Origin of the sequence: Streptomyces sp. ISL-43, from assembly GCF_018614195.1 — a bacterium.
In the GTDB taxonomy this organism is placed as follows: domain Bacteria; phylum Actinomycetota; class Actinomycetes; order Streptomycetales; family Streptomycetaceae; genus Streptomyces.
On sequence record NZ_JAGGOT010000046.1, the window covers coordinates 30,266 to 45,364 of the forward strand.

Annotated in this window: 10 protein-coding genes and 1 pseudogene; 6 read left to right on the forward strand and 5 right to left on the reverse strand. The window is 64.4% G+C overall.

Translation table 11 applies throughout. The annotated features are described in order from the left end of the window. Positions 1–10 precede the first annotated feature (10 nt). Complete coding sequence (locus tag J7F03_RS25910; RefSeq protein WP_214953496.1) at positions 11–487, forward strand: hypothetical protein; 477 nt, start codon at positions 11–13, stop codon at positions 485–487. A 43-nt stretch (positions 488–530) separates the two neighbouring features. On the opposite strand, the gene J7F03_RS42090 is transcribed toward J7F03_RS25910, so the two are convergent. Continuing rightward, complete coding sequence (locus J7F03_RS42090; protein ID WP_285440491.1) at positions 531–653, reverse strand: hypothetical protein; 123 nt, start codon at positions 651–653, stop codon at positions 531–533. Here J7F03_RS42090 and J7F03_RS25915 point away from each other — a divergent pair. Both J7F03_RS25915 and J7F03_RS25920 read left to right on the forward strand, forming a co-directional pair. Next, positions 646–2,214 (forward strand): recombinase family protein, encoded by a 1,569-nt coding sequence (locus J7F03_RS25915; RefSeq protein WP_214953498.1) that lies wholly within the window; start codon positions 646–648, stop codon positions 2,212–2,214. The genes J7F03_RS42090 and J7F03_RS25915 overlap by 8 nt on opposite strands. Before the next feature lie 2,227 nt (positions 2,215–4,441). Then, positions 4,442–4,846 carry a hypothetical protein gene (locus J7F03_RS25920; RefSeq protein ID WP_214953551.1) on the forward strand — a complete coding sequence of 135 codons (405 nt, stop codon included), beginning with the start codon at positions 4,442–4,444 and terminating at the stop codon, positions 4,844–4,846. Here the strand turns inward: J7F03_RS25920 and J7F03_RS42740 are convergent. Next, positions 4,801–4,911, reverse strand: a pseudogene (locus J7F03_RS42740) (transposase); the annotation flags it as partial. The gene J7F03_RS25920 and the pseudogene J7F03_RS42740 sit on opposite strands and share 46 nt — an antisense overlap. A gap of 1,451 nt (positions 4,912–6,362) precedes the next feature. Between J7F03_RS42740 and J7F03_RS42095 the strand changes: the two are divergent. Together J7F03_RS42095 and J7F03_RS25935 are read left to right on the forward strand one after the other, a co-directional pair. After that, complete coding sequence (locus J7F03_RS42095) at positions 6,363–10,949, forward strand: DUF6531 domain-containing protein (RefSeq protein ID WP_214953500.1); 4,587 nt, start codon at positions 6,363–6,365, stop codon at positions 10,947–10,949. 9 nt (positions 10,950–10,958) lie between these two features. Then, positions 10,959–11,291 (forward strand): hypothetical protein, encoded by a 333-nt coding sequence (locus J7F03_RS25935; protein ID WP_214953502.1) that lies wholly within the window; start codon positions 10,959–10,961, stop codon positions 11,289–11,291. 317 nt (positions 11,292–11,608) lie between these two features. Here the strand turns inward: J7F03_RS25935 and J7F03_RS25940 are convergent, their stop codons facing one another. From J7F03_RS25940 to J7F03_RS25950, 3 genes are all read right to left on the reverse strand, one after another. Beyond that, positions 11,609–12,133 carry a DUF6879 family protein gene (locus J7F03_RS25940; protein WP_214953504.1) on the reverse strand — a complete coding sequence of 175 codons (525 nt, stop codon included), beginning with the start codon at positions 12,131–12,133 and terminating at the stop codon, positions 11,609–11,611. Next, on the reverse strand, positions 12,117–12,323 hold the full coding sequence (locus J7F03_RS25945) for a hypothetical protein (protein WP_214953506.1): 207 nt from the start codon (positions 12,321–12,323) through the stop codon (positions 12,117–12,119). Before J7F03_RS25945 ends, J7F03_RS25940 begins: the two co-directional genes overlap by 17 nt. Positions 12,324–12,558: 235 nt before the next feature. Beyond that, positions 12,559–14,253 (reverse strand): fumarate hydratase, encoded by a 1,695-nt coding sequence (locus tag J7F03_RS25950; RefSeq protein ID WP_214953507.1) that lies wholly within the window; start codon positions 14,251–14,253, stop codon positions 12,559–12,561. A gap of 150 nt (positions 14,254–14,403) precedes the next feature. Between J7F03_RS25950 and J7F03_RS25955 the strand changes: the two genes are divergently transcribed. Continuing rightward, positions 14,404–15,069, forward strand: coding sequence for a DUF1707 domain-containing protein (locus J7F03_RS25955; protein WP_214953508.1), 666 nt, complete (start codon positions 14,404–14,406; stop codon positions 15,067–15,069). Positions 15,070–15,099: the final 30 nt, after the last annotated feature.

A 15,099-nucleotide genomic window follows, 5' to 3' on the forward strand; every position in this document is an offset into this window, starting at 1 on the left:
GGGTGTCGCCATGCCGGAATCAGGTCGGGCCCTCCTCGTCCGTACGCCGTGCCCGCACTGCGTCCACCACGCCTGGCAGCGGATCGACGGCGGTCGGCTGCGCTGGGAAGCCGAGTGGGAGTGCGACCGGTGCGAGTTCGGGGGCCCGCCCGACGCGTGCAACCTCGACTACGGCTGGGGACGGGCACCCGACCACGTCCGCGCGGCCATCGTCGCGGCCGAGGGTACGGTCCTGCTCCGCGTGGACGCCCCCGGCGGCGCGGCCCTGAAGGTCTTCCGCGACACGCTCGGAATGACGATCCCGCAGGCCCTGACCGCAGCCCGCAGCGGCTACCCCGCCACCCCGACGGAGGCCCGCCACCTGACGGCCCTCCTCCACGAGTCCGGCTTCTCCGCCCGTACGGAACAGGGCCAGGGCTCAGGCCTTCACGGCGTCGGGGAGTCGACGGCACCGCCTACCGCGAGGCGGGGCCGAAGGGTGCCGTAACCGGGGCGGGGAGCAGCCGCCCTGCCCCGGTTGCGGCGACGTGTTACGCCAGGCCCGGGCCGCGGACCGGGATGTGGGTGAACGTCGGCTCCGGGGCCGGGTTCTGGAAGAAGTCGCTCGGCTTGTTCTGCTCACGGGAACTCCCGTAGCATCCGGCCGTGATCAAGCACCCGAGGGTCCTGGGGAACGTCCGGCTGTCCATCCTGAAGGACGACACCACCAGCCCCGAGAAGCAGCGGCACGCCGTCGAACACTGGACCGCCGGGCCTGCCGTCGGCGGCCGGATAGTCGGTTGGGCTGAAGACCTGGACGTGTCCGGGGCCATGCACCCGTTCAAGCGCCCCGGCCTCGGTCCCTGGTTCGCCGAGCGGGCCGACGAGTGGGACGTGTTGGCGGTGTGGAAGCTGGACCGGCTCAGCCGGAAGGCTGGCCACTTCGCGGAAATCTTCGAGTGGTGCCAGCAGCACGGTAAGGCCATCGTTTCCGTGACTGAGGGCATCGACATGAGCACCCCTATGGGGAAGATGTTTGCTCAGATCATCGCGGCCTTTGCCGAAGGCGAGCTGGACACGATTCGTGCCCGCGCCCTTTCCGGTTCGGCAGCTCGTAAGGCCAAGGGCGTGTGGATTGGCGGCGTCGAGCCGTACGGATACCACTTTGAGCGCCAGGAAGGCGGGGGAAAGAGGCTCGTCCCGGATCCGAATTATGCGGAGCTGTTCCGTGAAATTGTGCGGCGCCTGAGGGGTGACTGGTCCTCGTACAAGATTGCTGTTGATCTGAATAAGCGTGGCGTCCCTACGTGGCGGGATCATCTCCGAATCATAAAGGGGGAGGAGCCGAGGGGAGTTGCGTGGACGGCGAACGCTATTCGCGCCATCGTCATGAATCCCACGGTAGCAGGGATCTATACGCACAAGGGTGAGAACGTCGTCGATGAGAACGGCGACAGTGTTCGGATCACCGATAGTCCCTTGATGGAGTTTGCGGAGTGGTCAGAATTCGTAGCCGCTCTGAAGAGCGATCGACCAGTTCGGCGTGCTACGCCTTCGCGCTCGATGCTCGGCGGTGTAGCGGTTTGCCAGACCTGTGGTTCTCGAATGTCTTCCAATAAGAAGGTGAAGGCGAATGGCACCGTTCACCACTACTACGGTTGCAACAACGTCAACACGGGAACCTGTGCGAGCCCCAACCGTATTCGCCGGGACGATCTGGATACCGCTGTCGCTTCGTTCATAAACGTGACGCTCGGGCCGCTGCCTGTCATGGAGAGGGTCGGAAATTCGATCAGTCAGGCCAAGGTGGAGCTTGATGAGGCCGAGACGATTCTTGACCGGTTGGAAGCTGACTACCTTGCCGGACGCCTGAAGACGGATGTTCAGATTGAGCGGTATTGGGGGCAGCACGGTTTCCAGTCGGCCAAGGTCGAACGGCTGAGAGGCGAAATCAAGACTGCTGAGGATGCCCCGGCCTGGAAGTCGACTGGGCGTACCTACTCCGAGGAGTGGGCCACGAAAGACGATGAGCAGAAGCGTGTATTTCTGCAACGGCACAGAATTGCCGTGACTGTCGGAAGCACCGAGGGCGGTTCTCGCCGTGTGCTCGTTCGAGTGCCTGAAGTGGCCGAGATCGCCGAGGAGACCGGCCTGCATGTCCCCGAGGGCTACGAATGGACTGCTCCCGAAGCTGAGTTCATTCTTCCGGCCCGGAAGGCTTACAAGCGCAGCTAGCGATCTCTAGCCCCCTTCGGCCCCCGTTGCGTGTAAACGCTTCGGGGGCCTCTTCATGCCCTCTTCTTGAGTCCGCCACCCTCCGGGGGGTACAACTCGACCAACACCCCACCAGGAGAGGACGCGTCGGTACCCGCATGGCTTATCGCTCCGATGCCGCTAAGGCACGACACGGCCAATGGGTCTTCACTCTGGCCACGGCTGAGGCTCCCGGGGCCGACATCCTCAAGGCCCACAGGCTCACACGCAGGGACGCGTGGCCCAACTTCACGCGCTTCCTCATAGCAGTTGGTACCCGCTGGGGAACCTGGGGCGAGGACGTACGGCCTTCGCTCGACCGAATCCAAGAGGCAACCGGTATCGACAGGTCGAAGGCCAGTCGATGGCTGCACACTGCTGTACACCTCGGCTATCTCTCCGTGGCCCGTCAAGGGTTCCGTGGAGTCGCCACGACCTATCGAATCGCCATTCCTGGCGAGACGGCGGAGAAAGCCCCTCACGGCCCTTCTGACGCCCCTTGGGCACCCAGGCCGGCTGAGGGGCCCGAAAGGTGCCCCGCGGCCATTCCAGGGCCGCTTAGCGAGCCCGCGCCGAATGAGACCCGCACGCTCAGTTGGGATGACCTGAGTATGGAGGCCCGGGCGGTATTCCTGTCGGCTCCCGCCGAGCGGCAGCAGCAGTGGAAGCCGGAGTGCGGCGACTATGACGACGCCGTTACGGCGGCCGTGGCGCATAACCCTTACCTGCCCGTGTAGCTCCCTGCCCCCTGTCTTACAGGGGGAGTCCAATGAGATAGAGGAGTAGTGCCGCTGTGTCAGAACAGCGGTGCCGCTGCCTCACAGCTACGCCTTCACTGTCTTACATTCCTGGGCTTTCTGAGACGTAACTAGTAACTAAGAACTATAGACCCCTTCGGGGTCTGTTAGCTTCTCGCAAGCTCGTAGCTATGCCCTGGCCGATCCACAGACCCGGACAGCCAGGCTCCCTAACGGGGCCTGACTTCAGCCAAGGTTAAAGCGAAGCTGCGGAGCAGGCGGAGCGAGAGCTAGAGACTCCTGCGGCCTGTAGGCCTTCGGAGTCTTTAGACGGCCAAGAAAAAAAACGCCTTTGGTCCCGGGGCCCCGAAAGGGTGCCCCCTGTTCTCTTGGACTTCCCTCTGTCAGGGAAGGCACACGCGGCCCACTGCGGGCCGAGTGGGAGGGATGCAGGGCTAACCGCTCGCTGGCCCTTCACCCGGCCACTCACGGCCGCGCAGGAAGTCGCAGCAGCCGTGAAACACGGTGGAGGGGGGATCGAAAAGATTGGACGCATCTCTTTCTGCACCCGCCTCTTTCCCTCTTTTCGCATGCCTGAGGACATCGGACGGCGTTGGCGACGCGTTCCGACGTATCCGCACGTCAGGCCACGGATTTACCCGGCATGCCTAGGGACATGCCTGAGGACATTTTGAGGACTGCTGTCCTCAACCATGGAGAGGAGATCGGCAGTGACCCGATGCCCGTATTGCAGGACTCAGCTTCTGGCCAGGGCCGGGAACGGCAACGTGAGGGCGACGTGTGGCGGTCCTGAATGCTCTAAGGCTCGGGAGCGAGAGCGTAAGCGCACGGTCCGCACTAAGGCCCGTGGGGACGCTCCTGCGGTCCTTTCAATCCCCCGGCCGGCCACGGAATCCGAGGGGGCTTTCCTGGCGCCCTGGAGGCAGGTGTACGCCTCCGAAATGGAGGCGTGGGCTGATTGCTTGTTCACGGGCGGCCTCGAAGGCTTGGGCGAATTTTCCCCGGATGTGCAGAACGAGCGGGCGGCGATGCTTTCGGTCGTAAGGGGTTCCGTCTCTTAACAGGTCTACATCTACTGAAGGAACCGCTTAGGAACCTTCTTGCTAGGTCCGGGGCGAGTCTGGCGCGGCCTCCTGCTACTCCAACAGGGGGCCGCGCCTTTCTCATGCTCGGAACTTCCTGAAAGCGTCCCGCGGAGCGGAGAAGGATGAATGTCTACCTGACTTGTTGGACGTGTCGGGAGAGCTTCGCTCGATACCTGGTGTCAGGTGCTCCACCGAAATACTGCGGCGCAGATTGCCGCCTTATCGCGAAGCGTGCGAGATAGCGAGCCGAATACGAATCTCGCGCAGAGGCGCGAAGGCTCGCAGTAAATCCCTGAGCCTTCTGCCGAAATTTGAGCACACAAGCAGGCTGCTCGGCATCCGCCGAAGCGGCCCTTTTTATGCCCAGTGGCGGAGAAGATTTTGAAGCCTGAGCTTCGTAAGATATTCGAGACCGCCGAGGCCGAGGAGCGCGGTTTCAGCTCGCGAGAGATCGCCGCTGTCATTAACTCGATTCCGGCCGAAGAGCGCATGGCGCGTACTGAGGTACTGGCCGCCATTAACGGCGAGCACGGTTCTACTTCTGCCGAGACCCGCGAAGCAATCGCTTCCACTCTCAAGGCAATGGAGATGCGCGCGGCTGATGCCCGCGAGGACCGCGACCGCTCCGATTGGGAGTCTGAGGTCCGCGCTCTTACTGAGCGCTCCGGGATCGCGGCTCTGCCGGTTCCTGTAACCAATACAGGGCGGGGCACAAGAACGGGGCTCACACCCTCGAACTGCTCCCGCAGCCGTTCGGGGTACGGACCGTAGCGGCCGATCGGCAGGTACGGCTCGATGAACTGCCACTGACCGTCGGTGAGTTGCCTGCGTGTCACGACCCATTCCTACTGGGTCCCACCCCGCGAAGGAGGCAGAACCCAGCAACTGATCACAACCTCACACAGGCCCTTCCGGCCTGGTTTTCCCATAACCCTCAGCCGCGCGTGGCCCGGACCGACTGGTCCGGGCCACGCGCTTGCCTGTGGGGGAATCCCTGCTCGACCACCGTGAACGAGCGCAGGTTGTCGGCACCGCGCCCGCGCGCACAAGATCCCGGCCGCCACCGACCACGCCCAGATGCACGTCGTGGAGGCGTGGCTGTCCTCGTACTGGCCTGAGGAGCTGTTCACCGACGGCGTCCGCCCCGGCCCTGGCCTGCCGCCCTCTCGCCACCATGGCTCCGCCTGATGGCGCGGCGCCCCGCTCCGCGGCCCACGAGTTCAGCAGCGGCAGCCCGCCTCGTTCTCCGACGCCCACGCCTGTGCCGGGGACTTCCGGGTGGTCAGCCCGGACAAACTTCGTGTGTACGCCGCCACCGTGCGCCAACAAGTCGGCGAGCATCGATTTTGAGAAAATGTCTGAATATAGCTGGTCACAATTTGATGTTGATCGGAATATCTACGCGATCAGGGCGTGCGAGTCCTGTAATGATCATGACGGCCATGCCCTAGTACGGGAGGGTCAGGCCATTCGAAGGGGAGGGATAAACATGCGGATTCGCATGCGTGGGGGCCATACGGCCGCAGTCGGCGCGATAGTTTTGTCGCTGCTGACGGGGGGAGTGGCTACCGGAGTTGAAGTGCACCGCGTCAGCCCAGTCGAGGAGGCGTCCACCGTTGCCTCTGAGGCGGGGGAGACGCGGACTTCCAAGCCGCTAAACCCATCGAAACCCATGACCGCCGAGGAACGGCGGGCGCAAGTCGAGGGGCTGAGAAGTCACCCTGGCTCGGGCTATCTGTGGGTGGACGAGAAGGGCAAGACGCGAACCGGATCCCCAGCGTCGACCAGCGCGCCGAAATCGGTCCTGATTGCGTCGCAGCCTCGAGTTGAGGCGATCGGTGGGGCGGCGCCACCAGCTCCTCCCGCGAACTTCAGGATAAAGCCGATCAAATTCTGGGGGTTCCCCATGGAGTGGGGGGACCTGGAATGGGATAACCCTGGATCTGAGATATGGGCCACTCATACTGCATTCTATCGCGTATCCGATAATGCCCTGCTGAACGAAAACTGCTCTGCGGCTACAGTGCCGTGGCCCACCGGAGGTTACGGCAATAAGGATTACGCTCAGCAAGCTTTGGATCAAGAGTACTATGTTAAAGTTTCAATATCGCGTGAGAATCTAACCAATGATAAATGGTGGGAACCCTGGGGCTGTGGAACTAACTGGAGTGCGGAAGCGAAGTCTCCGGCCATGCCCACTCAAGTGCCTCATAAGGAGCTTCCTCCCGAGGAGCTCACAGGTTGCGTTTGTGTCGATGCCACTGGCCGCCCTCCCATTCTCGGCTACATGGGTGACCCGGTAAACACCTCTACCGGAGCCTTGTCGGAGACCTCGCTGGACGCCAGCGTGGCGGCTCCCGGCATCCCGATTAGCTTGGGAAGAACTTACAACTCGGCCAACGCTACCTCCGGGTCACTAGGGAAGGGGTGGTCGTTCCCATACGACACGCGCCTGTCGGTATCTGGTGCTACCGTCACCTATGTTTCTGACACCGGCGTTCAGGCCAAATATGTTGAGGAATCTCCGGGGATTTATAAGGGTGGTTCTGTAGGAGTTGCATCGGTTCTTTCCGGCTCCGTCACTGCTGGATTTAAATTGACCACTCCGGCGGGCAAGGATCTGCGGTTTGACGGTTCCGGGCGCCTTGTAGCTTGGACGGATTCTGCTGGGCGCGGTCTTTCGTTCTCCTATAATAACGCCGGCCTGGCCTCCGCCACGGACGCGAACGGGCGCATTGCCAAGTTCACTCTCGATGGCACTACTCGGCTGCTGACGGGAGTCGAGCTGCCTGATGGGCGGACTCTCACCTACAGGTATACGGCAGGTCAGCTGGCGTCAGTCAAGGGGGTAGACGGGGGCACTGTCAACTACAACTATGAGCTGCAGGGCTGGCTGGCCGGCGTGACGGATCCTGCCGGCAACAAGGTCATGCAGACCACCTACGATAACTCAGGGCGGGTAACCAAGCAGATTGATGCAGGGGGGAAGGAAACCGACTTCACCCGCGCCGTCCACGAGAACTCTTTCAAAGACTCCAACGGTGGCATCTGGACCGACATCTACAACGGCAGTGTCCTGAGCACGCGCATTGATCCGTTCGGCAACGTCACTAGCCTCGTCTACGACGACGCTCTGCGCTTGATCTCTGCCGTCGACGCGCGTGGCAATCGTACGAAGATGTCGTACGACGCGCGCGGGAACCTGCTGAGCAGGGCCGAGAGTGCGCTCACACAGACGTGGACGTACACGGCGAGCGACAAGATCGCTTCGTACACAGATGGGCGCGGGGCGAAGACCACGTACACGTACGACGGCAAGCAGCAGCTGACCGAGGAGAACGGTCCGAGCGGCAAGCGGACGTACACCTACGACGCTCTGGGTCAGGTTAAGACCACGACATCCCCGGGCGGCAAGGCCAGCGCGTTCGCCTACGACAACAAGAGCAACCTGACGTCGGAGACCTCTCCGTCGGGCGCCAAGACCACATACACCTACGACGCCGCAGGCAGACTTCTGACCTCCACGGAGCCTCTTGGAAACGTGGCGGGCGCAGACCCGGCCAAGTACACCACCACCAACGCGTATAACGCGGCTGGCCGTCTGGAGAAGACCACCGACGCCGCGGGACGCGTGACGTCATTCGAGTACGACGCGAACGGCAACCAGATCAAGGCGACGGACTCTGCGGGCCGGATCACCACCACCACCTACGACAAGTTCAACCGGCCCGTCACGGTGACCGCGCCTGGGGGCTCTACCACGACCACGGCCTACGACGCGGTCGGCAACGTCACGTCGACGGTCGATGCCGTCGGTGGCAAGAGCACCTACAAGTACGACAAGGCGAATCGCCTGGTCGCTACGACGACTCCCCGGGGTAATGTCTCCGGCGCGGATCCGGCGAAGTACACCACCACCTACGGCTATGACGCGAACGGGAACCAGACACAGAGCGTCGACCCGAAGGGCGCGCTGACCACCACAGAGTTCGACGGGTCGAACCGTCCAGTCTCGATGACCGACCCGCTGGGGCGAGTGACCAAGAAGAAGTACGACAGTGACGGCAACGCCGTCGAGGTCACCGATGCCCTGGGCAAGGTCACCACTCTCACCTACACGGCATCCGGCCAGCTGAGCACCGCCAAGAACCCCTTGGGAAAGACCGCCACCTACACGTACGACGCAGACGGCAATCGTGCCAGCGCCACCTCGCCGCTGGGCCACAAGATCAGCTGGACCTATGACGCCAACGGGCGGGTAGCGACCCAGACCGCTCCCCAAGGCAACGTGACGGGCGCCGATCCGGCGAAGCACACCACCACCTACACGTACGACGCGGCCGGCAACCCGACGAAGGTGACCAACCCGCTCGGCGGCACACAGACCTTCACCTACGACACGCTCGGGCAGCGGACCGCCGCAACCGATGAGAACGGCAGGACCACCCAGACCGCCTACGACACTCTGGGCCGTATTCAGACCGTCACCGCTGCGGACGGCGGCCAGACGGCATACACCTACGACGCCGCCGGCAACATCAAGACGCGAGTAGACGCCAACCAGCGCACTACCACCTACGGCTACAACGCGGCTCAGCAACTGACCTCAGTGACCGACCCGCTGAATCGCACGGTCCGATACGGGTACGACGCAGACGGCAACCGAAAGACCGTCACGAACGCCCGCGGCACCGTGACCACTACCGTTTTCGACGTGGTTGGCCGCCCGACCGCCGTCGATTACGCGGACACCACCCCCGACGTCACCACCGCATACGACGCCGTCGGCAACCGCAAGACGGTCACCGACGCCACCGGCACCCGCACCTTCACCTATGACGCGCGCAACCGGCTCAAGACCGCATCGGTGCCCGGCCAGACCAACGGCTTCTCCTACACCTACAACGACGCAGGTCAGCTCACGACCCGCACCCTGCCCCACGGCCGAGCCACCACATACACCTACGACGACGACGGCAACCGCCGCACCGCCACAACCGACAGCGCGACCATCACCTACAGCTACGACCCCGCCGGACGCCTCACCACCACCCAGCTGCCCGCGTCGAACGGCTACACCGAAACCCGCACCTTCGACACCGCGGGCCGCATGACCGGCATCGCCAGCGCGAAAGCCGGCACCACGCTGACCAGCCGGCAAGCAACCCTCGACGCCGCAGGCCAGCCCAAGCGCATCGACGCCGTGAACCTCAGCCTCGGCAATCAGACCATGGCCGAGTCGCGCTACCACACCTACGACAACGCCGGCCGCCTGCTCACAGACTGCACCTCGACCACCAAGTCGGACACCTGCCCAGCGGGATCCCCCACCACTACCTACACCTACGACAAGGCCGGCAACCGCACGACCACCCTCGAGGCCGACGGCAAGACAACGGCCTACAGCTACGACGCGGCCGACCAGCTCACCCAGACGGTGCAGGGCACCACCACCGTGGCCTACACCTACGACGCTGACGGCAACCAGGTCACGGCAGGCGCAAACGCCTACCGCTTCGACGCGCAAAACCGCCTGACGGCGATGACCCAGGGCACCAAAACTTGGGCGACCTTCGCCTACGACGCGGACGGCAACCGAGCAAAGCGCGACACCACCACCCGCGCCTGGGACATCAACAACAGCCTCCCGCTCCTCGCCGCCGAATACAGCAGCACCGGTGCGATGAACGCCGACTACACCTACAACCCCCTCGGGGAAATCGAATACGGACACGCCCAGAAGTACCCGGCCCCGGCGCCCGTCTACTACCACCGAGACCTCGTCGGCTCCATCACCGACCTCACAAACCCCAACGGCACCACTGCGACGGAGTACGACTACACCGACACCTTCGGTACCGGAGGCCCCAAAACCGGCGACGCCGAAGCACCCAGCAACAACTTCGGCTACACAGGCCAGTACCAGGAACTGATCGGCGGAGAAGAAGGCGCACCCAGAGAAGCCCTCGGCTACAACCTCCGAGCCCGTTCGTACGACCCGACAACAGGCCGCTTCACCACCCGCGACCCCTACACAACAGGCCAGGAATCCCCCGCAGAATCGCCCTACGCCTACGTGGGCAACGCACCGACCAGCCGCTTCGACCCCGCAGGCACATGCTGGTGGATCCCCGGCAGCGGAAAACAAAGCTGCTGGACGACCGAAATCCCTGGAACTTCATCAATTCCCCTTTCCACCAGCATGAACTGGATCGTCAACTCAACCATAGACTCCTGCACCTCAGGCGCCGACTACGCAAAGGCGAACGGCAGGACGGGCTGGACCGGCTGCATCGACGAGTTCACTGGTGTGGGCTCGACACGACGCGGTATTGATTCCTTCCAGCAAGGCGACGCCGTCAATGGAACCGCTCAGTGTCTCGGCGGGATCGGACAGTTCGGCCTGCTCGTGCTTCCCGGGCCGAAGATGGGCTCAGGAACTGTCCGGGTCGGCGCGGCGGGTGGCGTGGCTGGTGATAGCGCGCTCACCATCCCCGCGCCTCGTGCCCCCCTCGCACTCCCGCCAGCAGGGCCAGCGCTGCCAGGAGTGACGAAACTGTACGGACCGTTCCACCGAAAGGGGAGCCCTACCCAGACCATGAAGGATACGCAGAAGGTACTGAATTCTGGTGAGTTGTGGGGGCAGACACCCAGAAACGCAACGCAGCCGGCAGCGCAAGCACACAACGGCCCACTTCCTCACGACGCCGTCCCAGGAGGCTTTGAATTTTACACTTCGGTTAAGCCCACAGGTATCAGCTACATGACCAAATATGTTTCATGGGAAGTCGGGAAGAGTCCTGGCGTAAGGGAATTTCAAATCGGAATCGTGGACTGGGCCGCGATTCCTGTCTTTGTGACTCAATGGCGTTAGGGAAATGTGATGAGGCAAATCGCGGTAGCGGAAATGGCTGGAGGTCGACTCCTAGTCTATGTGGGCCACTTCGACATTGGGGCAGACAGTATTCCTGAAGCGTGGGGTGAAGGGGAGAGATTCGAAGATGAATGGGATCTCGGCCCCCGTCAGTTCTACTGCTGGCAGCTCAAAGACGGTACTTACGTTTCCTTGGAAAGGGTTGAAAACGCAATCGTTCCAGGATTCAGCTTCAAGGTGCGAGCAGACACTGAGAATGCTGACACCATGAGAGCCGTACTGCGGAACTTCCTCGAAGAATCCGGTCTGTCTGAGGACAAGATTGTGGAGAGAATGTTCTAAACGCTTGGGTGCCCCGTCGGAGCAAGACGCCCCGACGGGGCCTGTGGGCCAACTCCACACCCCGGGGCGAGCGCGTGGACTGAGGTTGATCCCTGGGAGTAGACGCCGGTCTTCATGCGACGAGCAGAGCGCGTGTCGTGATCCACCAGGTCTCCAACGGCGCCCTGACCGTCGTGGCCGGCCCAGGAAACCGGCGCAGCCCAGGCCCTTCTGGCTGGTATCGCCGACGAGACCGCGCGCTGGATCCACCAGTGCCTGGTGTGGCTGTACGAGGTGCTGGTCAGCCGCCTGTAAAACGCGACGCGCCCCCTGGTGTCCTACCACCAAAGGCCCTTCACGTACTCCTCGAAGGGCACCGACTCGCTGACCGCGATTCGCTGGTACTCGACGAACGGGGACACGTCCCCTTCGAATACCTCGCGGCTGATCTGTCGCCCGTCCGCGTAGTAGTTCATCAGCACAACCTCGGAGTGGTCGAACAACCAGAAATCCTGAATCCCGCGCAGGGGATTCTCTCGGTTGGTGACGTCGAGGATGCGGATCTGCTCACCGGCCAGGGCGTGCGGTGCGTAGTACTGAGAGAACTCGAATCGCAGGTAATTCGAGAGAGGGCGGGTCACGATGTGCACACGCCCCTGTGAGCGCCCTTCTGCGACCTGCTGACCTAGGCGGTCGGTGTACTCGTTTGAGACGCCCCCGGGGTCGATGCGGGTCCCGGCCATGAATGCCGCGAACTCTTCCGCTTCTTTCGGCATGAGGTACTGGGGCAGCGTTTCAAGCCTCCAGGCTTCCTGCTGGAAGTCTCGGAATTTCGCCTGCCAGGCTTCACCATCCAAGAGCACGAACGGCCTCCCGCAGCACGCTTTCCGGGATCTCCACAAGCCCTTCCCCCTGCGGCGGCTGGAAGATGTTGGTTACGTCGCCCTGCACGACGAACGAGCCACTGGCGGTGCGGTAGACGTTCGGGTAGTCGTCCTTGCCGCAGGTGCCGTTTCCGTTGCCGGTGAGCCGGGTCAGTTCCTCGCGAGCCATGCTGAAACCCCCTTGTCCTGGCCCCGGTTGGGGCCGCCGGTAACGACGCTACGGAGGTTGTTCGCAGGCGTCTATGCGGCCTCGCCAATATTCGCGTTGTCGGGTAGAGGATCTACGTCGGCGCTTGCGCGCCCCAGCGCGGCCCCCTGCGGGGCGAATAGGAGCCGCACGCCCGAGGACGGCAAGAGCCCCCGGCGGTGGGCGCCAGGGGCTCTCTGGGGGCGGGAGTGCTGGGCTACGCCAGACCGGGACCGCGTACCGGGATGCTGGTGAACGTCGGCTGCTCGGGTTCCCGCGAAGTGAAGAAGTCGTTGCCCTTGTCGTCGACCACGATGAAGGCCGGGAAGTCCTCGACCTCGATCTTCCAGACCGCCTCCATGCCGAGCTCCTCGTACTCCAGGACCTCGACCTTCTTGATGCAGTCCTGGGCCAGGCGCGCCGCCGGGCCGCCGATGGAGCCGAGGTAGAAGCCGCCGTGCGTGCCGCACGCGTCCGTCACCTGCTGGGAGCGATTGCCCTTGGCCAGCATGACCTTGGAGCCGCCCGCCGCCTGGAACTGCTCGACGTAGGAGTCCATGCGGCCGGCCGTGGTCGGGCCGAAGGAGCCCGAGGCGTAGCCCGCGGGGGTCTTCGCGGGGCCCGCGTAGTAGACCGGGTGGTCCTTGAGGTACTGCGGCATCTCCGCGCCCGAGTCCAGCAGCTCCTTGATCTTGGCGTGCGCGATGTCGCGCGCCACGACCAGCGGACCGGTGAGGGACAGGCGGGTCTTCACCGGGTGCTCGGTCAGGGTCGCCAGGATGTCGTCCATCGGCTGGTTCAGGTCGATCGAGACGACGTCCGCCGTCCCGGCCAGGCCCGCGGCGGAGCCGCCATCGAGCTCGGTGTCCGTGGTCTCCGGGAGGAAGCGCGCCGGGTCCGTCTCCAGCTGCTCCAGGAAGACGCCCTCGGCGGTGATCTTCGCGGTGGCCTGGCGGTCCGCCGAACAGGACACGGCGATCGCGATGGGCAGGGACGCGCCGTGGCGCGGCAGGCGCACGACGCGGACGTCGTGGCAGAAGTACTTGCCGCCGAACTGCGCGCCGATGCCGATCTTCTGGGTGAGTTCGAAGACCTGCTGTTCGAGGGCCTCGTCGCGGAAGCCGTGGCCCAGGGGGGAGCCCTCGGTCGGCAGCTCGTCCAGGTAGTGCGCGGAGGCGTACTTCGCGGTCTTGAGCGCGTGCTCGGCCGAGGTGCCGCCGACCACGATCGCCAGGTGGTACGGCGGGCAGGCCGCGGTGCCCAGCGAGCGGATCTTCTCCTCCAGGAACTTCATCATGGAGGCCTCGTTGAGGACCGCCTTGGTCTCCTGGTAGAGGAAGGACTTGTTGGCGGAGCCGCCGCCCTTGGCCATGAAGAGGAACTTGTACGCGCCGCCGTCGGTCGCGTACAGCTCGATCTGCGCGGGCAGGTTCGAGCCGGTGTTCTTCTCCTCCCACATCGTGACCGGGGCCATCTGCGAGTAGCGCAGGTTCAGGCGGGTGTAGGCGTCGTAGATGCCGCGGGACAGGGCCGCCTCGTCGGCGCCCTCCGTCAGCACGTTCTGGCCGCGCTTGCCCATCACGATCGCCGTGCCCGTGTCCTGGCACATCGGCAGGACGCCGGCCGCCGCGATGTTCGCGTTCTTGAGGAGGTCGAGGGCGACGAACTTGTCGTTCGCCGAGGCCTCGGGGTCGTCGATGATCCGGCGCAGCTGCGCGAGGTGCGCGGGGCGCAGGAAGTGCTGGATGTCGTGGATCGCCTCTTCGGCGAGCTTGCGCAGCGCCTCCGGCTCCACCTTGAGGAACGTACGGCCGTCGGCCTCGAAGGTCGAGACGCCTTCGGAGGTCACCAGCCGGTACGGGGTGGTGTCCTCGCCCAGGGGCAGCAGGTCGGTGTACGCAAACTCTGGCATGACGGCAGTCATTCCCTCACTCGGCAGACGGCGCTGGCGACCAATTGGCAGCGCGGTAACCAGCGTAGGACCTCTGCCGGTCCCTTTGGTTGTGAGGTAAGGCTCACTGGGCAGTATCGCGATCTATCGTGTCTCGCTATGCTGGGTGTCGTGGACCTGGAAAAGCACCCCTCCGCCCCCGCGCCCGCCGCCGAGCTGCGCGCCTCCGACGCCGACCGGGACCGGATCGCGCAGATCCTCGCCGACGCCCTCGCCGAGGGCCGGCTGACCTCGCAGGAGCACTCCGAGCGCCTCGGCTCCCTGTACGCCCTGAAGACGGTCGGTGAGCTGGACGTGCTGGTACGGGACCTGCCCGCACCCGGCGGCGCCCCGGGGCGGGAGCCCGCGTACGCCGCGGGGGCGGCCGCGGGTCCGCCGGCGGGCGCCCCGGGCGAGAGCATCGTCGCGGTGTGCAGCAGCTCCTCCCGCAAGGGGCGCTGGCGCCCGGGTGCGAACACCCGCGCCGTCTCCGTCCTGGGCGACATCACCATCGACCTCACCCAGGCCGTCTTCGAGCAGCAGGTCACCGAGATCAACGTGACGTGCGTGCTGGGCAACGTCGAGATCCTGGTCCCGGAGAACGTCACCCTGCGCGGCTACGGCAGCGGGGTCCTCGGCAACGTCGAGGTGCACGGCGAAGGGCGCGGAGAGAGCGATCCGCACGCACCGGTCGTGATCGTCCGCGGCTTCGCACTGCTGGGCAACGTCGAGGCCCGCCGCAAGTCCGGCGCCCGCCTGGTGGACCTCCGGGGGCCGCACCGGCGCAGCGAGGGCTGAGGCGCCGACACGACGGCAACCGGCGCCGGA